Below are 20,745 nucleotides of genomic sequence, written 5' to 3' on the forward strand. Positions count from 1 at the left end.
CTGCGCCTACAGAGTGCGCCTGCCCAGAACGTAACAGCGGCTGTATCCGTCGGTGAGGTCGGTGATGGTGACGCGAACCAGACCGGCCTCATCGACGCGGTAGTGCTCCTGAATCCGCGGTCCGTGATCGCGCCGCTCCACCGAGTAGGTCCTCAGCTCCTGGTCGTCGACGTCCCGCAGTGGGGCCTCGAAGGGGAAGACGATGTCCTGGTAAGGTGCGATCTCGCCGCGGGGCTCACCGCCCTCGTCGACACCGGCACACTCCACGAAGCGGTACCAGCCGATGTTGTGCGCCGCATCATACTCACGGGTCAGCACCGTACCCTCCCGGCCACCGGGAGAGGCCTGGACTGACTCGGGGCTGAGGATCGCATCGAAGGTGAGACGATGACCGCCGTCGGCCTCGCGGAAGACACCGAAGCCTCGTGAGAGTCGGTCGGTGAGGTCGTAGTCGCTGGTGCGGTCCGCCGCGATCGCCAGACCGATGGCGGTGGAGGCCCCGGGGTAGGGGGAGCGGTGAACCCGGCGACCGAAACGCTCCCGCAGGAGCCTGGGCACCAGAGGCAGACCTGAGGCGCCGCCAACCAGGTAGACGCCGGCGATATCGGTCAGATCCGGGCTCCCGTCGTCCAGCCTGCCGACGAGGGGGGCCATCGTGTCCAAGGACCGCTCAATGAGCGGCGTGCAGGCATTATACAGGTCGGCCACGGGCAGGACGACGTCCTGACCCCTCAGGATGATGAGCACCCGACGGCTCTGAGGGGTGAGGTGCTCCTTGGCATCCCGGCACTGGTCCAGCAGGTCGTCGAGCTCAGTGGGGGAGAGGTCCTCCTCGGCGATGCCCGCCCGGTTCAGGGCCATCGTGGCCATGAGCAGGTCGACGTCGTCCCCGCCCAGGTCCCCCAGTCCGTGAGAGGCCAGCACCTCATGGGAAGTTCCGACGACGTCGACCAGTGAGGTGTCGAAGGTACCGCCGCCCAGGTCGTAGACCAGCACCCGGGTGCGCCTGGAGGAGACGGTGGTCGCCTTGCGATGGGTGTACTCGAACCCGGCTGCACTGGGCTCGTTGAGCATGGCGGCGACACGGAAGCCCGCCTGCTGGAAGGCCTCAAGAGTCAGAAGACGCTGAGCGCCGTAGGCGTGGGCTGGCACCGCGACCACCACGCGGGCGCGTGCGATGTCGATGCCCCGCTCAGCGAGCTCGCTTTCAAGGTGGCGCAGGAAGTTGGTGAGAACCTCCAAAACGGAGAGGGTCTGGTCTCCCAGCCGTACCGGCGTCGATGCCGTCAGCGTGGGGGAGGCCAGGACCCGTTTGAGGCTGCGCAGCAAAGGAGCCCCCTGGTGAGCGGCCTGCCTGGCGGCGAAACCGTGAACGAGCGCGCCTTCGTGCAGTGCTGTCAGTGAGGGGATGAAGTCGTGCTCGTCACCGTGCTCGTCGGTGAAGCTGATAACGGGATAGTTCCCCCGATCAGCACGTGCCACGACGGTGCGTGTCGTCCCCAGATCGATACCCAGGTCGATGTCCGTTGCCGACTCGGAGTCGATCCCCTGGTCGGGGAGGATGCCGCTGCCGATGCTGTCCAGGCTCTTCATGGTGTCCGCTGCCATGCGTTGACCCTATCGTGACGGGCCCCTCTTTCCGGGGAATGCCACCATGTCGAGAGGTACTTGTGGAACGTGACAATTGGCTCAGCGGCTTTGCCCCCGAGATGGGACGAAAGACCGTGTCGCTGGGGAGTGGGCATGACGTGCCTATGAGCCGTCCGGAACCGGTGCGAGGCTCGTATGCGATTGGTTAGGCAGCAGGGGGGTCGGCGGGTAACAATACTAGTGGGTTGCGCTCACGCGACCCGGACCTCGGCAACCGTCTGCCAGGGCGGCCGAGAGGGGCAGCCAAATCTTCCATCGGGAACGGTATGAGCACCATTCTCTTCCTCGTGATCGTTGTCGTCGTGACAGCCCTCATCTTCGACTTCACGAACGGTTTCCACGACTCGTCCAATGCGATGGCGACGTCGGTGGCGACAGGCGCCTTCACACCCAGAAGAGCGGTTCTGGTCGCCGCCGTGCTCAACGTCATCGGTGCCTGCCTGTCGACCGAGGTCTCCAAGACGATCTCTCACGGCATGTTCGACGACACGGTGATCGAGGCGGCGCCGGCCATGATCTTCGCTGGTCTGGCCGGCGCCATCCTGTGGAACCTGGCGACCTGGTTGTTCGGACTGCCGTCGTCCTCGTCCCACGCCCTGTTCGGAGGACTCATTGGAGCGGTCGTGGTGGCGGCCGGGGTGCAGGGAGTCCACTGGGGGACGGTGATCTCCAAGATCATCCTGCCCGCCGTCGTCGCACCGGTGGTGGCCGGGCTGGCGGCAGCGCTGGCCACAGCCCTGGCCTACCGCATCGCGCATCCGACCAACCCCTACTCCGAGAGGCTCTTCCGCAACAGTCAGCGGGTCACCGCATCGCTGGTGGCGCTGTCTCACGGCACATCCGATGGGCAGAAGACCATGGGGGTCATCACGCTGGTGCTGGTGGCCAGCGGCTACCAGGAGGCCGGTACCGGCCCCCACTGGTGGGTCATCGCCGCAGCGGGCCTCGCCATCGGTCTGGGCACCTACTCGGGCGGCTGGCGCATCATGCGCACCATGGGGCGCGGGCTGGTGCATGTCGAGGCGCCGCAGGGCTTCGCCTCCGAGACCGCCTCAACGGTGGCGATCCTGGCCTCCTCCCACCTGGGTTTCGCCCTGTCCACCACCCATATCTGCACCGGGTCGATCCTGGGCTCAGGGATCGGCCGGGGCACCAAGGTCTCGTGGAGAACCGCTGGCAAGATGGGGATCGCCTGGCTGGTGACGCTTCCGTGCTCAGGCCTGGTGGGAGCCGCCACGTCCTATGTCGCGGTCAAGGGCGGGGTGCCGGGCACGATTGCCGTCATCTGCCTGCTCATTCTCGGAGCCCTGGCCATCATCCGTCAGGCGGGCCACAACCGGGTGGATTTTTCCAATGTCAATGACGCCTCCGAGATCGTCGTCGTCAAGCAGGAACCGGAGCTGGGACGTGAACCGCTGACGCTGGACGAGGTGCGTTCCGAGATCGTCAACGGCGTGACGGACCAGGACAGTACGCATCGGATGACGACAGGATCCATGGCATGACCGGTATGGCGATCGACTGGGGCTCGCTGGGGCTGGTGGCGTCAGTGACGGTGCTGGGCACCGCCTTCATCCTCATCATCTGCTCGCTGGCGGCTCGCATGCTGGCCATCGTGCACGCCAAGCACGAGGCCGGCGAGGTCGAAGGGGTGCGTCTGGCTCAGGTCCTGGCGGGCGTCTTCATCACCATTGCGGCCATGATCGCGTTATTCGGCCTGTGGCTCATCATCCCGTACTTCCACTGAGAACCGCCCCAGTACGCGACAGTGGCCCTGCTAACATCCGATCGTGACTGAGGACCTTAAGGGCCTGGCCCTGGATGCGATTGCCGCGTCCACGGCGGCTGATGACCCGGACTATCCCCGCTTCCACGTTGTCCCACCGGTGGGGCGACTCAACGATCCCAATGGGCTGCTGGTCGACGGCGACACCTACCACGCCTTCTACCAGTTCAGTCCTCTTCACCCCCACCGCAAGCTGGTCTACTGGGGGCACTCCTCCTCGACGGACCTACTGCACTGGCGCCACCACGCCCCCGCGGTCATCCCGGACTCCTCCTACGACCGCTCCGGGGCGTACTCCGGCAACGCGATCGTGCTGGAGGGGGCTGAGCTCAACGGCGCAGCCGCTCAGGTTCCCTATCACCTCTTCTACACCGGGAACCTCAAGGACCCGGTGACCGACGAGCGCACCGCCAGCCAGTGCCTGGTGACCAGTGGCGACCTGACCGACTTCACCAAGTGGCCCGGCAACCCCCTCATCCCCACCCATGCTGAGGGATACACCGCCCACTACCGCGACCCGCAGGTCTTCCGGGACGCCGACCGACCGGGGGAGTACCGGATGCTCATCGGGGTCCAGCGCGCCAACGCCACCGGAGCCGCAGTCCTGTACCGTTCCCGGGACCTGGTCTCCTGGGAGCTGGAGGGGGAGCTGAGCTTCCCCGGGGCCGGAGGCGCCTTCGACTCCTTCGGGTACATGTGGGAGTGCCCCGGCCTGGTGCGGCTGAAGGACGAGGACACCGGTGAGGACTGGGACGTTCTCTTCTGGTGCCCGCAGGGCATCAACCCCGACAGGGAGGGCTTTGAGAACATCTTCCCCTGCGTCTACACGGTGGGTCACCTCGTGGGCACTGAGCTGCAAGACACCGGCGGGGTCTTCTACGAGGTCGACCGGGGCTTCGAGTTCTACGCCCCTCAGGTCTTCGCCCGGCGTCCCTCCGAGCCAGGGCCGGTGCTGCTGACCGGGTGGGCGGGCAACGCCTCCGAGGACGACCAGCCCTCCATCGAGATCGGACAGTGGGTCCACGCCCTGAGTATGCCTCGGATGCTGAGTCTCAAAGCGGGGAGACTCGTCCAGCGCCCTGCCGCTTGTCTCCCATACGACGCCGGGGAGCCGGTTCTCGTGGGTGAGTACCTGGAGACGGGCATCTATGAGATCGACCACCTCAGTGGGCACCGCAGCTGGCAGCTGCGTCTGGAGGCCGACGCAGAGCAGACCACGGGGCCGTGGGGACTGCGAATCGGATCGGATGACTCGCACGTGGACATCACTCTGGACGGGCGTGTGCTTCGGGTGGATCGCTCCACCTCCCGCTATACCCAGCACGGCTCCACGCGCGTTGTAACGCTTCCTGAAGGATGCGAGCAGGTGCTGGAGGTCACCCACGACCGCTCGCTGACTGAGGTCTTCGTCGGTGACGGGGCGCTGGTGCTCACCCTGCGCAGTTTCGTCGACATCAACAGCTCGGGAGCGCGACTGATGGTGGGGGAGAGCCTCGCGCTGACAGCTGGCAGCACAAGGACTTTCGCACCGTCCTGAGGCCTTCCCGACGTGGCGTCGCCACGGGAGCAAAGGGCTCCTGAACAGGGCGAAGACAGGGAATTGACCAGGACCTTTCTCTCCGGTTGCAGGGTGCTCTAACTCACTGTAACGTGACTATCGATTGACACAGGTGTGGCCGCAGGGAGTCAGCGATGATCCCGACCGTTGGGTTTCCCCGCCCTCCCAGGTGCTGCGGTCCCATCACGAGAAAGGAACCCCCGGGTGGCAATGGATCACGCCCGCGTGGCGAAGGACGTCCTGACGTACGTCGGTGGCGCCGACAACATCAACGCAGCAGCGCACTGCGCAACGCGTCTGCGTCTTGTCCTCAATGACATGGACAAGGTCGATCAGAAGGCTCTCGACAAGGATCCCGATCTTAAGGGCACCTTTATCGCGGGCGGTATGTTCCAGATCATCGTCGGACCGGGAGACGTCGACCTCGTCTTCTCCGAGATGATCCGAACCGGAGGCGTCAAGGAGGTCTCCAAGGACGAGGCCAAGGAGCAAGCCGCCAAGGGCGGTAACCCGCTCTCCCGCTTCATCAAGACCATCGCGGATATCTTCGTTCCGATTCTTCCCGCCCTCATCGCCGGCGGTCTCATGATGGCTCTCAACAACGTCCTGACCGCCGAGGGGCTTTTCGGTGACCAGGCGTTGACAGAGCGCTGGGGCTGGCTCAAGGACTATGCGGCCCTCATCAACATGATCTCGGCGGCGGCCTTCGCCTTCCTGCCGGTACTCGTGGGCTACTCGGCGACCAAGCGCTTTGGTGGCAACGTCTATCTCGGCGCCGCTATGGGCGCGGCCATGGTCTCGACATCGTTGTTGTCCGCCTACGACATGTCCAATCCGGAGGCTGCGGCGAAGTTCTGGGAGTACACAGGGCAGTCGCCGACCTGGTCCCTGTTTGGTCTGGAAGTGGCCAAGATCGGCTACCAGGCCATGGTCATCCCGGTGCTGTGCGTGGCATGGATCCTGTCCGTGGTGGAGAAGTGGCTCCACAAGCGGTTGTCCGGAACCGCCGACTTCCTGCTGACGCCGCTCTTCACCATGCTGGTCACCGGGTTCCTTACCTTCATCGTCGTCGGGCCGCTCACCCGTGAGCTGTCGATCTGGATCACGGACGGCCTGGACTGGTTGTACAACACAGCAGGTCCCGTGGGTGGTTTCCTCTTCGGCATTGTCTACTCCCCGATCGTGGTCACCGGATTGCACCAGTCCTTCCCCGCGGTGGAGCTGCCGCTCATCGCTGACAAGGCCAATACCGGTGGGTCCTTCATCTTCCCGATCGCCTCCATGGCCAATGTCGCTCAGGGTGCCGTGGCTCTGGCCGTGTTCCTCAAGACCCGTGATGCCAAGATGAAGGGGCTTGCTGGTGCCGGTGGTGTCTCCGCACTCTTCGGCATCACCGAGCCCGCCATCTTCGGTGTCAATCTCCGACTGCGCTGGCCCTTCTTCATCGGAATGGGAGCAGCCGGCGTCGGAGGCATCCTGGTGTCCCTGCTCGATCTGCGCACGCACTCTCTGGGGGCTGCGGGAATGGTCGGCTTCGTGTCGATGCGGACAACGGACATCCCCAAGTACCTCGCCGTGGAGGTGTTCACCATCATCATCGCCTTCGCTGCCGCCTACGTATACGCCTCAACCCGTGGTAAGGCCTCTCTGGCCGGTGACGACGTCGACGCCGATGAGGCCGCTCTGGAAGCCGAGGCCATGGCCGAGCACGCCGAGACCGTCGAGCTGCCCGCTGAGGCCGCCGAGGACTTCACCGTCACCGCTCCGATCCAGGGGCGCGCTATCCCGCTGTCCGAGGTGGAGGACCAGACCTTCGCCTCGGGCATGCTCGGCCCGGGGATGGCCATCGCCCCCTCCGAGGGTCCGGTCGTCTCCCCGGTCGACGGAGAGGTCCTCGTGGCCTTCCCGACCGGTCATGCCTACGGGCTGCGAGCCGCCAGTGGAGTCGAGCTGCTCATTCACGTCGGCATGGACACCGTCCAGCTCGAGGGCAAGCACTTCAGCCCCAAGGTCAAGGCAGGCGACAAGGTTCTGCGCGGCATGCCGCTGGTGGACGTCGACTGGGCCGCCGTCGGAGCCGCCGGCTACCAGACCGTCACCCCCATCGTCGTCTCCAACGCCCAGGGCTACGAGGGAATCGAGGAGCACGGTGCTGGAACGATTCACCGAGGTGATGCCCTCTTCGACGTTGTGCGCAAGACCGACGACTCCGATGACGGCAAGGAGAATGCTCAGGCCGACGCCGCACAGGCCACGGCCTGATCCAGTCAACGGATCACTAGGCGGTACGGCCGGGCAGCAGCTTCACCGGCATGGGGGAGGGGGCTTGCAGGTCCTTCATTCCGGGACCGTCCGACGGCGTGCTCTCCGAGGAGACGGCCGTCGTCGACTCGATCCGGTTCAGGAGCAGGTCGACCGCTGCCCGTGCCAGTTTGGTAATGGGTTGCTGGATCGTGGTCAGCGCTGGCAGGGCGTGCTGCATGGCGACCGTTCCGTCGAAGCCGATCACCTTGAAGTCGTCCGGAATCCTCAGGTCGCGCTGGGCCGCCCACTCCATCACTTGCGCGGCAGCCAGATCGTCGGTGGCGAAGACCGCATCGACGTCGTCGGCCACGAGGTTGAGCCGTTCGCGAATGAGACCGGGGCGCTCACTATTGGGTGTGTTGAAGTCGACAGTCAGGACCACCGGCTCGATACCCGCCTGCTGGAGCACCTGGCGGTAGCCCTTCTCCCGCAGGTTGTGGGTTCCCGTGCGAGAAGTCAGCAGGGCCGGGCGGCGCGCCCCCCGCTTGAGCAGGTGCTCGGCGGCGAGCCGACCGCCGGCCTCGTTGTCGCAGCGGACATTGGGGACGATGGGGGAGAGGTCCCGATCCACACTGACCAGGGGTAGGCGGATCGAGCTGTAGTCGGCCAGGCCGTCATTGTGGGCGCTGGAGATGATGCCATCGACCCGGTGGGAGACGAGAAGGTCGAGGTATTCGCGTTCCCGATCCGCCTTGCCCATGGAGTTGCAGACGAAGGCCCTGTAGCCGCGCTCTGCGAGAAAGTCTTCGACATGCTCGGTCAGCTCGCCGAAGAAGGGCAGGGCGACGGTGGGGACGATCAGACCGATCGAATGCGTCGACTTGCCGTGCAGTGCTCGGGCGATCTGATTGGGGCGGTAGTTGAGCTGCGCAATCGCCTCAGCCACCCGCTCCCGTGTCTCTTGGGAGAGGTAACCACGGTTGTTGAGCACGCGGGAGACTGTGGTCAGTGAGACGCCTGCAGCCTGAGCGACATCGGCCAGTGTGGGTTCGCGGTGTGACTCCACGAGTGGGTCCTCGAGCTCCTTCAGTCGGTCACGGTGAGTGCGATCTGCCGCCAAGCATATGCCTCGAGGGGCCATTACCCAACTGACCTGCGTAAACGTGGTCGGAAGTGTTACGTGTCGGGCAGGATTTCAGCGTAGAAGGAGATCATGGCGCGGGCCATCTGGGCGTGTCCGGCGTCGTCGGGGTGGATCTGGTCGATGGCCAGCCGGTCCTCATCACCGTTGATGGCCGTGCTCAAGGCATCGGTTGAGGTCAGACCCAGGGAGGTGGCCCTCTCATGAACGAGGCGGCGGACGGCTTGGAAGCGTGGGCCGGCCTCCAGTGAGGGGAAGTAGGGGGCAATGACAACCGGCGCACCCCGCAGGCGTGTGGCAACGAAGCTGAGGTCGTGGTCGATCGCCTGTTCGACCAGCTCACGCTGCGAGGGGAGGAAGGCGGCGTCGTTCAGGCCCAGGCTGATCGTGACGATGTCGGGCTCGCAACGCAGAACCGCTTCCAGCCAGGCGGTGTCACGGCACGACGGCGAGCGCTGCCCGCCGGGCAGGTGGCCCCCGCGTCGTGCGAAGAAACCCAGGCCGTCCGCCGCCAGGTTCACTTCCCGCCACCGCTGATGCTCGCACGCGAGGGAGGTCCAGCGATTGCGAGGATGGCTCAGGGCTCGCCAACCGGTGGTGACGGAATCACCGAGGAAGACGGCAGTGGGGAAGTGGTCGGAGTGCGGGATCGTGGACACGGCTACCGACTGTAGTTCTCCATGCTGAGAGGAGCCAACGCTGCTCAGCGGTCATCTTGCGAGTCGCTCCGGCCCTCGTCATCCTTGGCCATGTGCTGCTCCGTCAGGACGCCGTCGTGCATGACCAGTACCCGGTCGCATACGGGAAGCAGCCGCTCGTCATGAGTGACCATCACCGTGGCCTTGCCCAGCTCGTGGGTCTGGTCGGCGAGCAGATGAGCGACGTCCTGCGCCCGTCGAGTATCCAGGGATGCGGTGGGCTCGTCGGCCAGGATGATGTTTGGGTCGTGGTAGAGCGCCACCGCGATGGCAGCGCGCTGACGCTCGCCCCCGGACAGCTCGGAGGGGTAGGCGTGGGCGCGCTTCGTGATGCCGAGCGAGTCCAGCAGATGGTCCCGTCTGTCAGTGTTGCCCTTCGTTTGTGCCGCTCGGTCGTGCAGGCTGAACTGGTCGTTGAGCCTCAGGAAGGGGACCAGCCCCGAGGCCTGGAGGACGAAGCCGATGCGCCGAAGTCGGAGCCTGGCCCGCTGCTTCTCCGACAGGTTGGAGAAGGGCTGACCGGAGATTGTCACGGTGCCGCTGGAGGGGGTGCGCAGGCCGCCCATGATGGTCAGGAGCGTGGACTTCCTTGAGCCGGAGGGGCCCAGGATTCCCACCAGCTCACCAGCACGTAGCTCAAGGTCGGTGCCACGCAGGGCATGAACGGTCTCATCGCCCTGACGGTAGTCCCGGGTCACCGACTCCAGGGACATGACGGGGGTTGTCGCTTCGCTCGCTGCTGCTGATGCGGTCATGAGATGGCCTCCACGGGGTCGATGCGGGAGATGACCCGTACGGAGATGAAGCCTCCGATGACGGAGATGACGATGAATGCCGTGACGATGAGAAGGTCCAGCGGAGCGGAAATCCTGAAGGGCACGGCGCGGGGGAGGACCAGGGACGTCGTGAGCGTCAGAAGCAGGCCGACGCCGATGCCAACGACCGACAGCACGAGGGTCTGGGCACATCCGGAGCGGATGAGGTAGCTGGTGGGAACGCCGCGGGCTTTGAGGATGCCCAGTACCGGCCTCTTCTGCAGCGTCAACACGTAGATGAAGATGCCCAGCACCGTGGAGGCGATGATGATGAGTGAGCCGGTCATGAGGCTGAAGGTGAGGACCTGGGCTGAGTAGCCGGGGAGCGTGCGAACGAGCTCCTCGGTGGTGAGGATCGTCAGTCCCGCGTCCTCGGCGGACTGTGTGGCCTTGCTGTTGGTGCGTTGTCCTTGGCCAGGTCCGTGGCCGCGCTCAGCTGCTTGTCGCTCAAGCGTGAGGCGGAGAGGTTCTCGTTGGAGGCGTCCGTGACGGCGACGCTGGCGGTGTTCCAGCCGTCGATGCCGGCGCGGTAACGATGGGCGAGGCCCACGGCTAACGAAGCCAAGAAAAATATGAGGTAAGCCACCAAAGTGATGACGGAGATGATGAGCGTGAAGCGGACGGGTTCGTGCTGGATCTCGCGCAGCGCGAGGAACATGGGGCTCCCTGAGGGAAAGTCGGCAGCGGGCCGGCTGGCGCGCTCCGTGAGAGCGGTACATGCTGCTTAGGGGTCACACGGTGGATGGTTCAGGGTTGGTGGTCGTTGCGGGGTGGCGACCAGGCAGGACACCCAAGTCCTGCGGCGTGTCGCGGGAGAGGGTCGCTCCAGCAAGAATGACATAATGTACATTATCGGTGTTGAATGAGTGGGGCTTGTTCTGCTGAGGAACGCGCGCGGCATCATGTCCTTGCCATCCGGTGTCGGCGGCGTCCGGCAACATCCCCCTGAACCAGGGACGCTCCTGGGCCGCCCCGTGGACTGCGGCCGTGTCGTGTTCACCGGAACGCTGACGCAGATTGGTGACGGACCGAAGTACGCTGACGGGACAGTACCTCGCCCGGTACATCGAGCAGGTGAACGAACATGCCCTCACGCGAGACCACAACGGCACCGACCTACCGGATCCGTCCGGCGACCATGGCGGACTGCTCCGCTATCCGTCGGATCCGCAACGCCGCTGTGCGGGAGTCCCTGGCCATCTGGACCAGCATCGAGCAGAACTCCGTTGAGGCCGAGGCCTGGTTGGCCCCCATGGTGCAGCGTGGAACGGCTCTCGTCGCCCACGTCAGCGGCAGGCCGCAGGACGTCGTCGGGTTCGCGGTGGCCGGTCCCTGGCACTCCTACGAGGGCTATGCCCGCACAGTCGAGGACTCGATCTACCTCAGCCCGTCGGCTCAAGGGAAAGGGCTGGGAGCCAGGCTCCTCGCCGCCCTCATTGAGGCCTCGCGGCGGGCCGTGGACCGTACCATGATCGCCTTGATCGAGGCGGGTAACGCGACCTCGGTGCGTCTGCATGAGCGCTATGGTTTCACCACTGTCGGCACTGTCCCGCAGGCCGGCGAGAAGCATGGTCAGATCCTCGACCTGACCCTCATGAGCCGTTGCCTGAAAGGACCTACGATGTGCTGTCACCAGAACAAGCCCGCTGACGGAGAGAGTCCCCGATGGGTCAACGCCGACCAGTCCATCGAGTTGCAGCCCGAGGAACCCGCCGTCACTCGGTGGCAGGTCAGCGCTACCGATGAGCTCGTTGCGCACCTGCTGAGCCTTGTCGGAGCCCCGCAGGGGCGGCCGGCGATCGTCGCGGTCGACGGGAGAGGCGGTTCGGGCAAGACCACGCTCACCACGGCGCTGACCGCGGCCGTCCCTGGCGCGCAGGTTCTCCACCTGGATGACCTCATCTGGAACGAGCCGCTCTACGACTGGGACCAGCTGTACGTCGACACCCTGACCCGGCTGCGTCAGGCCGGCAGCCTCGACCTTGTCCCGGACAAGTGGCGCGAGCATGGACGCGAGGGCTCCATCCGGATCCCGGCCGGTTCCCCCGTGGTTTTCGTCGAGGGAACCGGGGCCGGCCTGGCTGCAGTCCGCAGCCTCATTGACGCACACGTGTGGGTCCAGACCAGCGACGACGTAGCCGAGCGCCGCGGCATCAAGCGGGACATCGCCGAGGGAGTCAACGGCGACGCCGAGGAGTCGGTGCGTTTCTGGCACTGGTGGATGGCCGGCGAGCGCCTCTTCTTCGCCAAGGACCGTCCCTGGCGGCGCGCCGACGTCATCGTCTCCGGGGACGCCCCGGCCGGCGTGGAGCCGGGAGAGATCGCCTGGACTCCGGGGCCGCTCCTGGCCCGCTGAGGCGCACAGCCGCCCGCCGCAGACTGTGGGCTCTCAGTCCCCCAGCGCCGTCCCCACCGCGCGAGCGGCCTGAATCCACTCGTGATCGGCTGGAACGAACTTGGTGCGTCCGGCCACATCCTTGAGTGGTACCAGCTCCGTGCCCTGACCGCGGTCGGCCACCATGACCCCGTAGTGGCCCTCGGCGATCGCGTTGGCCCCGGCTACGCCCAGGCGCGTGCCCAGGAGGCGATCCGCGCCGCAGGGTGAACCGCCACGCTGGACGTACCCCAGGATGGACACGCGCGCCTCCAGCCCGGTCAGGCTCTCCAGCTGCTCGGCCAGGGTGAAGGTGTTGGCGCGGTGGGAGGCCTCCAGACGCTTGACGCCCCGCTTGGCCATCGCCTTGCGCTCGGGACTGGAGGCGTCCTTGACCAGGGCACGGGCGTGCTCCAGCTCGGCGTGATCCGTCACTGACAGTGCCCCCTCGGCCACGGCCACCACGGAGAAGGACGACCCGTGGGAGCGGCGTCGCTCGATCTTGTCCGCGATCGCGTCCACCGAGTATGGAATCTCTGGCAGCAGAATGACGTCCGCCCCACCGGCGATGCCCGCGCCCAGGGCCAGCCAGCCGGCCCGGTGCCCCATGATCTCGGTGAGGATGATGCGGTGGTGGGAGTGCGCCGTCGAGTGCAAGCGGTCCACGGCCTCCGTGGCGATCTCCAGGGCCGTGGCGAAACCGAAGGAGGAGTCAGTGTGGACGATGTCGTTGTCAATGGTCTTGGGCAGGTGGATGACGTTGAGACCCGCATCCATGAGGCGTTTGGCGTTCTTCGCGGTTCCTCCCCCGCCGAGGCAGACTAGGGCGTCGATCCCGTTCTTCTCGCAGTTGTCCACAATGGTGGGCACCATGTCACGGGGCTCGCCGTCCACCATCATGCGATGCACCTTGTCCCGGCTGGTTCCCAGCATGGTTCCGCCGGTGGTGAGGATCCCGGACAGGGCGGCGGGGTCGAGCTCGGTGAAGCGGTTCTCGGCCAGGCCGCGCATACCGTCCCGGAAGCCGATGAGCTCCCAGCCGTGCTCCTGGATCGCCGCCTTTCCGAAGCCTCGGATCGCTGCGTTGAGTCCCGGGGCGTCGCCGCCCGCCGTGAGAATGCCGATGCGCTGAGCCATGGAACCAAGTATGCCGTTCCTTGCCAGCCCGCACAGGCTGTAGGCGCCTGTTCCGGAGATTCTGGCGATGCTGACAACAAGGTTCTTCGCTGAAACTGTGCTGTCTCCTCACTTGAGAGACATGTGAGTGTCATGGCTTCTGAGGCGTTCGGTGGCCTCGACGCAGCACTCACTTCGGCCCGAGTCCCGCCTCGGGGCGGTCTGCTGCACGAGGGTGGGGATCTACTGGCCGGGGGTTGTGCGTACTGCACGAGCCCCGGACCCCTATGGAGTACACCCGACGCTCGTGCAGTGACGCCCTACCCTCGTGGAGTGGACGCTGGAGGGTGGGATCGACTCCGCGGTGCCTTGGCGGCGAAGTCGGCCGCGTAGGCCACCGTCGCGTTCGTACCTTATGCCTCGCGTTCGGGGGTTCAGGGTACGAACCGGCGCCCTACCCTACGAACGCGAGGGCGGGGCTAAGCCGGTCAGGCGTGGTGCATGCCGCACGGTCCCCCGGCAAGCCACCCAACCAGTGTCTCAGATGTCATGACATCCGAAACTCTCAGAAGTCATGAGACGACACAGGCCCCCGCGGGTGCAGACCGCGCGCCTTCAGCTGCGTCCTTAAGCCCCGGGGACCCCGGCTCAGATGCAGCGCGCGGACAGCACGCCGTCGATCGCGCGCAGCTCCTCAAGGACCTTGGGCTCGATCTCACCCTCGACGTCGACCAGCATCACCGCCAGCTCACCACGCGACTTGTTGAGCAGGTTGGCGATGTTCTGCCCCTGCTGGGCCACGATCGTGGAGACCTGGCCGACCATGTTGGGCACGTTGCGGTTGACGATGACGAGCCGGTGCGTGCCCTCCTGGCGCGCCATGACGGCCTCGGGGAAGTTCACCGAGTTGTGGACCTGCCCGTCCTCGAGGAAGCCGCGCAGGGAGTCCACCGCCATCATGGCGCAGTTGCGCTCGGCCTCCTTGGTGGAGGCGCCCAGGTGCGGCAGGGAGATGCACTTGGGGTGCTTGTGGACCTTCGTGGAGGGGAAGTCGCACACGTAGCCGCCCAGCGTGCCCTCGTCCAGGGCGGCCACGACGGCGTCGGTGTCCACGATCTCGGCCCGCGCGAAGTTGAGCAGCACCGCGGTCTCCTTCATGAGGGCCAGGCGCTGGGTGCTCACCAGCCCGCGGGTGGCGGGGATGAGGGGCACGTGGACGGTGAGGATGTCGGCGCGGCGGAAGACCTCCTCCATGGAGTCGGCCCGCTCGACCTCGGCGCTCAAGTGCCAGGCGTGCTCCACGGAGATGCCCGGGTCGAAGCCGACGACGTTGAGCCCCAGCCCCAGGGCGGCGTTGGCCACCTGCACGCCGATGGCCCCCAGCCCGATGATGCCGAGCGTGCGGCCGGGCAGCTCGAATCCGACGAACTGCTTCTTGCCGGCCTCGACGGCCTTGGCGATCTCGGCGTCGTCGCCCTCAAGGGTGTGGGCGAAGCGGGCCGCCGGGATGAGGTTGCGCGAGGCGATGAACAGGCCCGCCAGGACCAGCTCCTTGACGGCGTTGGCGTTGGCGCCGGGGGTGTTGAACACGGGCACGCCGCGCTCGGTGAGCGCCTCGACCGGGATGTTGTTCGTGCCGGCGCCGGCGCGGGCCACGGCCAGGACCGAGTCCTCGATGGGGGTGTCGTGGAGCTTGGCCGAGCGCACCAGGAGGGCGTCGGGCTCCTCCACGGAGCCGCCGACCTCGTAGAGCTCGTCGGGCAGGCGGGACAGGCCGGCCCCGGAGATGGCGTTGAGGGTACGGATGCGGAACTTGTGGTCAACGCTGCTGGTGGTCACGGAACTACTTTCTGCAGAGCGGTCCGGGTGGGGAAGAGGTTGTGACGGGCGGCCGGGCTCACGGGCCGGTGGTCGGACCCGCAGGCCAGGCGAGACGGCCGGGACTGCCGGGACAGCAAGCCAGTGGGCGCTCAGGCCCGGGCGGCGAAGTCGGTCATGTAGTCGATGAGGGCGCGCACGCCCTCGATCGGCATGGCGTTGTAGATGGAGGCGCGCATGCCGCCCACGGAGCGGTGGCCCTTGAGGTTGGTGAGCCCGGCGGCCTGGGCGCCGGCCAGGAAGTCGGCGTCGCGGGCGGGGTCGGCCAGGGTGAAGGGCACGTTCATCCAGGACCGCGAGCGCTCCTGAACCGGGTTGGTGTAGAAGTCGGAGGAGTCGATGAAGCCGTAGAGGAGCTTGGCCTTGGCGCGGTTGCGCTCGGCCATCGCCTCCAGGCCGCCGCCGTCCTCGAGCCAGTGGCCGATGAGCCCCAGCAGGTAGATGGCGAAGGTGGGGGGCGTGTTGAGCATGGAGTCGGCGTCGGCCATCTTCTGGTAGTCCAGGATGGTGGGGGTCACCGGGCGGGCCCGCCCCAGCAGGTCCTCGCGCACGATGACGACGGCCAGGCCCGAGGGCCCCATGTTCTTCTGGGCGCCGGCGTAGATGAGGCCGTAGCGGGAGACGTCGATGGGCCGCGAGAGGATCGTGGAGGAGAAGTCGGCCACGAGCGGGACCTCGCCGGCCTCAGGCACGTAGTCGAACTCGACGCCGCCGATGGTCTCGTTGGGGGTGTAGTGCAGGTAGCGGGCCGCCTCGGGCACCGTGAAGGAGCCGGGCTCGGGGGTGGTGGTGTAGGAGGAGGCGGCCTCGTCGGCGGGCACGACGACGTCGAGCTCGTAGGCGCCGGCCTGCTTGATGGCCTTGGCGGACCACTGGCCGGTGTTGAGGTAGGCGACCGTGTCACCGGGGGCGGTCAGGTTGAGGGGGATGCCGGCGAACTGGGCACTGGCCCCGCCCTGGAGGAAGAGCACACGGTAGTTGTCAGGGACGGACAGGAGGCGGCGCAGGGTGGCTTCGGCGTCGGCCGCGCAGGCCACGAAGTCGGCCCCGCGGTGGGAGACCTCCAGGATGGACATTCCCGATCCGCCCCAGCTGGTGAGCTCGGAGGCGGCCTGCTCGAGGACGGGCAGGGGGAGCTGGGCAGGACCGGCGGAAAAATTGAAGACGCGCACGGAGTCATCATGGCCGCTTATGCGCGCGGCGGCAATCTCGTCCCGCATGGCGACGACGCCTCTCATTGCGTCCCGCCCCGGAAGGCCTCATCGATCCCCTCGACGTTCTGCCTGGCCGACGCCACCCGCCGACGTCGGACCGCAGCCGGAACGAGGCGCAGCGCGGCACGAAATTCTCATGTCCGCCAAAAGTACGAGTGACACAGACCCTCCACTCCGTCAACTGGGCACGTTGTCAGCGATAGCACAGGTGGACCGCTCAACTGGCCGGTAGGGTTTACCCACACCCAAGTCCCTACCTGACAAGTTTTCATGATCGATTCACAGCACGACGAGACCACTTCTGCAGCAGCTTCCGGCTCCAAGCCGAGGGCCGCGCAGCAATCGCACGGCCCAGGTTCTGATCGCACGCCCTCCCTGGGACGCCAGATGCTCGACCGGCTCCGCAGGGGGCGCAAGCCGCGCTTGGGCGCCGTCCTCGTGGCGCTCGTCGCCGTGGTGTCCCTGGCCACCGGGTTCCGGGCCTGCAACTGCAACCGGGCCTGGACGGAGGTCTCCGCGGCGGCCACGCCGGAGGCCAACCCACTCAAGGGCATGATGCCCTTCGCGCCGTCGGACGCCTCCCACTCGCCAGCGCTTCAGGACAACGCCCCGCCCTACACGATGGAGTGGCTGACGCTGCCGGTCAGCGACGTCGTCACCGGGCCCGGCTCGTACTCCTGGGACAAGCTCGATGCGCACCTCAACGCCATCGCCTCGCGCGGGCACCAGGCGGTGCTGCGCTTCTACGTCGACTACCCCGGGCGCCCCAGCGGCATACCGGCCTACCTGCTGAGCTCCCACGCGGTGGCGACCCACGAGTACACGTTCAACGGCAACGCGCCGGGCCAGTCGCTGGCGCCGGACTACAACGACCCCGAGATGATGTCGATGCTCACCGGCTTCATCTCCGCCCTGGGCCAGCAGTACGACGGCGACCCGCGCCTGGCCTTCATCACCCACGGCCTGGTGGGCTTCTGGGGAGAGGGGCACACCTATCCGATGAACGGCAAGGTCTCCGGGGAGAACCCCTCCGGCGAGAACTGGATGCCGTCGGCGGCCAACCAGAACACCCTCATCGACACCTGGGACGGAGCCTTCCAGGTGACGCCGACGCTGGCGCGCTACCCGTCCGCGGAGACGGTCAAGCGCGGGGTCGGCTACCACGACGACTCCTTCGGCTACGCGACGATGGACACCGCCGACTGGCACTTCCTGCCGCAGCTGAAGCAGGCCAAGGCGGACCAGGCCTGGCAGCAGCACCCGATCGGCGGCGAGGTCTACCCGGGCATCCAGGAGTGCTCCGTGCGCAACCCGGGCAGCTGCATGGCCTCGGGCTCCAACGGAGGAACGGTGGACATCAACGCCTCCATCAAGGCCACGCACGCGAGCTGGCTGGTGGACAACTGGGCCTTCACCACGACGCTCAACAGCTCCGAGCGCGAGCGGACCGTGCAGGCCTCCGCCGAGACCGGCTACGACCTGGCGGTGGCGCGCTGGCGGATGCGCAACGGCAAGGTCGAGGTGCAGATCGCCAACAACGGGGTGGCGCCCTTCTACTACAACTGGAACGTGGAGGCGGTGGCCATCAACACCTCCAACGGCATGGAGGTCGGGCGCACCACACTCAGCGGCGACCTGCGCAAGATCGCAGTCGGCAAGACCCAGACCTTCTCCGGGCAGCTCCCGGCGGACCCGGCTGGACAAAACACGATCCTGGTGCGCGTGGTCAACCCGCTGGAGTCGGGTCAGCCGCTGCGCTTCTCCAGCGCCGGCCAGGACCAGACGCTTCCCGGCTACCTCACCCTGGGCCGCACCCCCACCAAGTAGGCCGGGGCCCGACGGCGGAGTCCTGACGGAATGCCGGTGGGTCCTGGCGGGGCCCGGCCCGGAGCCGGCTCGGAGCCGGCCGAGAGCCGGCCGCCCCGGGCCGGGTCCGGGTGGCCGCCTGAGGCGCCGTCATTCCCCGGTCGTCCTCCGCTCATCCTCTGTACTGTGGTCCCATGCATGAGGATCGGATTGTGGGCAGTCTCCTGGGGCTGGCAGTGGGCGACGCCCTGGGTACCACCGTCGAGTTCCAGGCCCGTGACTCCTTCTCGCCGGTCACCGACATGGTGGGTGGCGGGGTGTTCCGTCTGGCGCCCGGGCAGTGGACTGACGACACGTCCATGGCGCTGTGCATCGCCGCGAGCCTGGTGGAGACCGGGGCCTACGATCCCCGCGACCAGCTGGCCCGGTTTGTCCACTGGTACCGCGACGGGTACCTCAGCAGCACGGGCCGGTGCTTCGACATCGGCAACCAGACCCTCACCGCCCTGGGGGAGTTCGAGGCCACCGGCGAGCCCTACCGCATGACGGCTGGTGGGATGAGCGCGGGCAACGGGTCGCTGATGCGCCTGGCACCGGTCGCAATGGCCTTCTGCGACGACCTCGAGACTGCGGGGCGGCTCTGCGCCGACAGCTCGCGCACCACCCATCCCGCCGTCGAGTGCGTTGAGGCGTGCGGGGCCTACGGCCGGCTGATCGCGGCCGCCATCCAGGGGGCGTCGCACGCACAGCTGCATGCGCTGGCCGCCGACCTGGCCGGGCAGGTGACCAGCCCCGAGCTGGCGGCGATCCTGAGTGGCTCCTACCGGGTCAAGGAGCGCGAGGACATCTCGTCGTCGGGCTACGTCCTGCACAGCCTGGAGGCGGCGCTGTGGGCTTTGGCCAGGACCGACACCTTCCTCGACGGGGCGCTGCTGGCCGTGAACCTGGGCGACGACGCCGACACCGTCGGGGCCATCTACGGTCAGCTGGCTGGGGCGCTGTACGGGCGCAGCGGCATCCCGGAGGGCTGGCTGGCCCGTCTCCACGACGCCAGGATGATCGAGGACCTGGCGGCGGGGATCGCGGGGCGGGTCGGAACCTTCAAGGTCGCGGCCGGCTGAGGAGCGGCCGCTGACAGCGGTCTGGCGGGGCGTCAGTGTCCACAACGCTGACATTAACGCCACTCCGATGCGACAATCCAAGAAAGAACCGCGGAATTCCAACGATTCCTACTGGGCCTTCCGACGACGGGACCGCTAATGTCAGCACCGTGGACACTGAGCTGCTGACGTACTCGACTCCGCGAGGTCCTGCGTGGTCTCAGCGGCGGAGCCGGGTGCCCTCATCTCAGGTCCTGCCCATGACAGCGTCGACCGCAGGTCCGTGTACCCCGCTTACGCGAGGCTGACGCACTGCGGCTCACCTGGCCGCCGGACGGTAACGGCAAGCACCGGAAGTGAGAGACGGCGGGGATTGAAAATGGAACTAGCATCTTCAATCCCCGCCCTCCTGGTCAGGGTACATCCTCTCGGGAAGGAACACCATGACTGAGACCGGCCGCCGCCGCGTCATGATCGCCTCGCTGGCCGCCGCCATCATCCCCATACCCCCGCGTACGCGGGGCTGACATGAGAGCGGCCCGGCGGTTGTCGAGGTAGGTGCCTCTACCCCCGCATATACAGGGCTGACCTTCTCGGGCTGGCGGCCCGGATGCGGGACCAGCCTCTATCCCCGCGTGCACGGGGCTGACCGTACCCGTAATCTTGTAGGCTACGTCATCGGTGCCTCTACCCCCGCTTACGCGGGGCTGACGACAGGCCGTAGACGGTCTTGTCGGCGTACTCCCCTCCACCCCCGCATACGCGGGGCTGACCCAATGGCAGTGAATGCCGACAACGTACTCGGCCCTCTACCCCCGCGTGCGCGAGGCTGACCCGGGCTACACCCCTGGCAAGGACATCTACCACCCTCTACCCCCGCATGCGCGGGGCTGACACCCACTTGGCCCATCCGATGAGCGTGTCTGTCCCTTTACCCCCGGCATACACGGGGCTGACACGGTTACCGTGCGCTGCGCCTTCGCCGTCAACCCTCGACCCCCCGCGTACGCGGGGCTGAAGCACTGCGGCTCACCTGGCCGCCGGACGGTGACGGCAAGCACCGGAAGTAAGAGACGGCGGGGGTTGAAAATGACCGAACCATCTTCAATCCCCGCCCTCCTGGTCAGGGTACACCTCTCGGGAAGGAACACCATGACTGAGACCGGCCGCCGCTATCCTCCCTCTACCCCCACATGCGCGGGGCTGACGAGATGCACACGACGGGGCCTTTCACTGAGCAGCCTCTACCCCCGCGCACGCGGGGCTGACAAGAACCGCGCGGTGCACGGCTTCGACTTCACGCCTTTACCCCCGCATGCACGGGGCTGACAGCCGACACCTGGTTCAGCACGTCGATTCGCTGCC

General features: G+C 66.8%; 16 protein-coding genes and 1 CRISPR repeat array (1 of these 17 running past the window's edge). Of the genes, 7 read left to right on the top strand and 9 right to left on the bottom strand.

The window, feature by feature from the left end; genetic code table 11:
* Positions 1-6: 6 nt before the first annotated feature.
* The gene (locus BKH20_RS02000) at positions 7-1,608 is read right to left on the bottom strand and encodes an Hsp70 family protein (RefSeq protein WP_075389718.1); all 1,602 of its coding nucleotides are present in this window, start codon (positions 1,606-1,608) and stop codon (positions 7-9) included.
* Positions 1,609-1,916: 308 nt separating this feature from the next.
* On the opposite strand from BKH20_RS02000, the gene BKH20_RS02005 reads away from it, so the two are divergent.
* The 4 genes from BKH20_RS02005 to BKH20_RS02020 all read left to right on the top strand — a co-directional run bounded on the left by BKH20_RS02005 (position 1,917) and on the right by BKH20_RS02020 (position 7,256).
* Complete coding sequence (locus tag BKH20_RS02005; RefSeq protein WP_075389719.1) at positions 1,917-3,155, top strand: inorganic phosphate transporter; 1,239 nt, start codon at positions 1,917-1,919, stop codon at positions 3,153-3,155.
* A complete protein-coding gene (locus BKH20_RS02010) occupies positions 3,152-3,397 on the top strand; it encodes a hypothetical protein (RefSeq protein WP_081381558.1) in 246 nt (81 codons plus the stop codon). The genes BKH20_RS02005 and BKH20_RS02010 overlap by 4 nt, the downstream gene beginning before the upstream one ends.
* Positions 3,398-3,440: 43 nt before the next feature.
* On the top strand, positions 3,441-4,973 hold the full coding sequence (locus tag BKH20_RS02015; protein WP_075389720.1) for a glycoside hydrolase family 32 protein: 1,533 nt from the start codon (positions 3,441-3,443) through the stop codon (positions 4,971-4,973).
* A gap of 231 nt (positions 4,974-5,204) precedes the next feature.
* Complete coding sequence (locus BKH20_RS02020; RefSeq protein WP_178388536.1) at positions 5,205-7,256, top strand: sucrose-specific PTS transporter subunit IIBC; 2,052 nt, start codon at positions 5,205-5,207, stop codon at positions 7,254-7,256.
* 16 nt (positions 7,257-7,272) lie between these two features.
* On the opposite strand, the gene BKH20_RS02025 is transcribed toward BKH20_RS02020, so the two are convergent.
* The 5 genes from BKH20_RS02025 to BKH20_RS14480 form a co-directional block, all read right to left on the bottom strand.
* A complete protein-coding gene (locus BKH20_RS02025) occupies positions 7,273-8,304 on the bottom strand; it encodes a LacI family DNA-binding transcriptional regulator (protein WP_075389722.1) in 1,032 nt (343 codons plus the stop codon).
* A 110-nt stretch (positions 8,305-8,414) separates the two neighbouring features.
* Positions 8,415-9,038, bottom strand: coding sequence for an SGNH/GDSL hydrolase family protein (locus BKH20_RS02030; protein ID WP_075389723.1), 624 nt, complete (start codon positions 9,036-9,038; stop codon positions 8,415-8,417).
* A 44-nt stretch (positions 9,039-9,082) separates the two neighbouring features.
* Positions 9,083-9,832, bottom strand: coding sequence for an ABC transporter ATP-binding protein (locus tag BKH20_RS02035; protein ID WP_075389724.1), 750 nt, complete (start codon positions 9,830-9,832; stop codon positions 9,083-9,085).
* Positions 9,829-10,179, bottom strand: coding sequence for an FtsX-like permease family protein (locus tag BKH20_RS14475; RefSeq protein ID WP_256692980.1), 351 nt, complete (start codon positions 10,177-10,179; stop codon positions 9,829-9,831). Before BKH20_RS14475 ends, BKH20_RS02035 begins: the two co-directional genes overlap by 4 nt.
* A 71-nt stretch (positions 10,180-10,250) precedes the next feature.
* Positions 10,251-10,550 (bottom strand): hypothetical protein, encoded by a 300-nt coding sequence (locus BKH20_RS14480; protein WP_256692981.1) that lies wholly within the window; start codon positions 10,548-10,550, stop codon positions 10,251-10,253.
* 426 nt (positions 10,551-10,976) lie between these two features.
* On the opposite strand from BKH20_RS14480, the gene BKH20_RS02045 reads away from it, so the two are divergent.
* The gene (locus tag BKH20_RS02045; protein WP_075389725.1) at positions 10,977-12,248 is read left to right on the top strand and encodes a GNAT family N-acetyltransferase; all 1,272 of its coding nucleotides are present in this window, start codon (positions 10,977-10,979) and stop codon (positions 12,246-12,248) included.
* Positions 12,249-12,281: 33 nt separating this feature from the next.
* Here BKH20_RS02045 and BKH20_RS02050 read toward each other — a convergent pair whose 3' ends face one another.
* The 3 genes from BKH20_RS02050 to serC form a co-directional block, all read right to left on the bottom strand.
* Positions 12,282-13,403 (bottom strand): 6-phosphofructokinase, encoded by a 1,122-nt coding sequence (locus BKH20_RS02050; RefSeq protein WP_075389726.1) that lies wholly within the window; start codon positions 13,401-13,403, stop codon positions 12,282-12,284.
* Between the two features lie 627 nt (positions 13,404-14,030).
* Positions 14,031-15,221, bottom strand: a complete 1,191-nt coding sequence (locus BKH20_RS02055; protein WP_075389727.1) for a phosphoglycerate dehydrogenase — start codon at positions 15,219-15,221, stop codon at positions 14,031-14,033.
* A 131-nt stretch (positions 15,222-15,352) separates the two neighbouring features.
* Positions 15,353-16,432 (bottom strand): 3-phosphoserine/phosphohydroxythreonine transaminase, encoded by a 1,080-nt coding sequence (gene serC / locus BKH20_RS02060; RefSeq protein ID WP_075389757.1) that lies wholly within the window; start codon positions 16,430-16,432, stop codon positions 15,353-15,355.
* 312 nt (positions 16,433-16,744) lie between these two features.
* Here serC and BKH20_RS02065 point away from each other — a divergent pair, with 312 nt between their 5' ends.
* The gene (locus tag BKH20_RS02065) at positions 16,745-18,301 is read left to right on the top strand and encodes a DUF4832 domain-containing protein (RefSeq protein ID WP_075389728.1); all 1,557 of its coding nucleotides are present in this window, start codon (positions 16,745-16,747) and stop codon (positions 18,299-18,301) included.
* 173 nt (positions 18,302-18,474) lie between these two features.
* Positions 18,475-19,401: an ADP-ribosylglycohydrolase family protein gene (locus tag BKH20_RS02070; protein WP_075389729.1), complete on the top strand. Its 927-nt coding sequence runs from the start codon at positions 18,475-18,477 to the stop codon at positions 19,399-19,401.
* Between the two features lie 1,159 nt (positions 19,402-20,560).
* A CRISPR array of direct repeats spans positions 20,561-20,745; the repeat unit is 28 nt; it runs 453 nt beyond the window's last position.

This window comes from Actinomyces oris, assembly GCF_001937445.1.
GTDB classification, from domain to species: Bacteria; Actinomycetota; Actinomycetes; order Actinomycetales; family Actinomycetaceae; genus Actinomyces; species Actinomyces acetigenes.

Bases quoted from the DNA above. Each gene is read 5' to 3' on its own strand.
- BKH20_RS02000 (WP_075389718.1), bottom strand. From the start codon at position 1,608: ATGGCAGCGGACACCATGAAGAGCCTGGACAGCATCGGCAGCGGCATC.
- BKH20_RS02005 (WP_075389719.1), top strand. From the start codon at position 1,917: ATGAGCACCATTCTCTTCCTCGTGATCGTTGTCGTCGTGACAGCCCTC.
- BKH20_RS02010 (WP_081381558.1), top strand. From the start codon at position 3,152: ATGACCGGTATGGCGATCGACTGGGGCTCGCTGGGGCTGGTGGCGTCA.
- BKH20_RS02020 (WP_178388536.1), top strand. From the start codon at position 5,205: ATGGATCACGCCCGCGTGGCGAAGGACGTCCTGACGTACGTCGGTGGC.
- BKH20_RS02035 (WP_075389724.1), bottom strand. From the start codon at position 9,832: ATGACCGCATCAGCAGCAGCGAGCGAAGCGACAACCCCCGTCATGTCC.
- BKH20_RS14475 (WP_256692980.1), bottom strand. From the start codon at position 10,179: ATGACCGGCTCACTCATCATCATCGCCTCCACGGTGCTGGGCATCTTC.
- BKH20_RS14480 (WP_256692981.1), bottom strand. From the start codon at position 10,550: ATGTTCCTCGCGCTGCGCGAGATCCAGCACGAACCCGTCCGCTTCACG.
- BKH20_RS02045 (WP_075389725.1), top strand. From the start codon at position 10,977: ATGCCCTCACGCGAGACCACAACGGCACCGACCTACCGGATCCGTCCG.
- BKH20_RS02050 (WP_075389726.1), bottom strand. From the start codon at position 13,403: ATGGCTCAGCGCATCGGCATTCTCACGGCGGGCGGCGACGCCCCGGGA.
- BKH20_RS02065 (WP_075389728.1), top strand. From the start codon at position 16,745: ATGATCGATTCACAGCACGACGAGACCACTTCTGCAGCAGCTTCCGGC.
- BKH20_RS02070 (WP_075389729.1), top strand. From the start codon at position 18,475: ATGCATGAGGATCGGATTGTGGGCAGTCTCCTGGGGCTGGCAGTGGGC.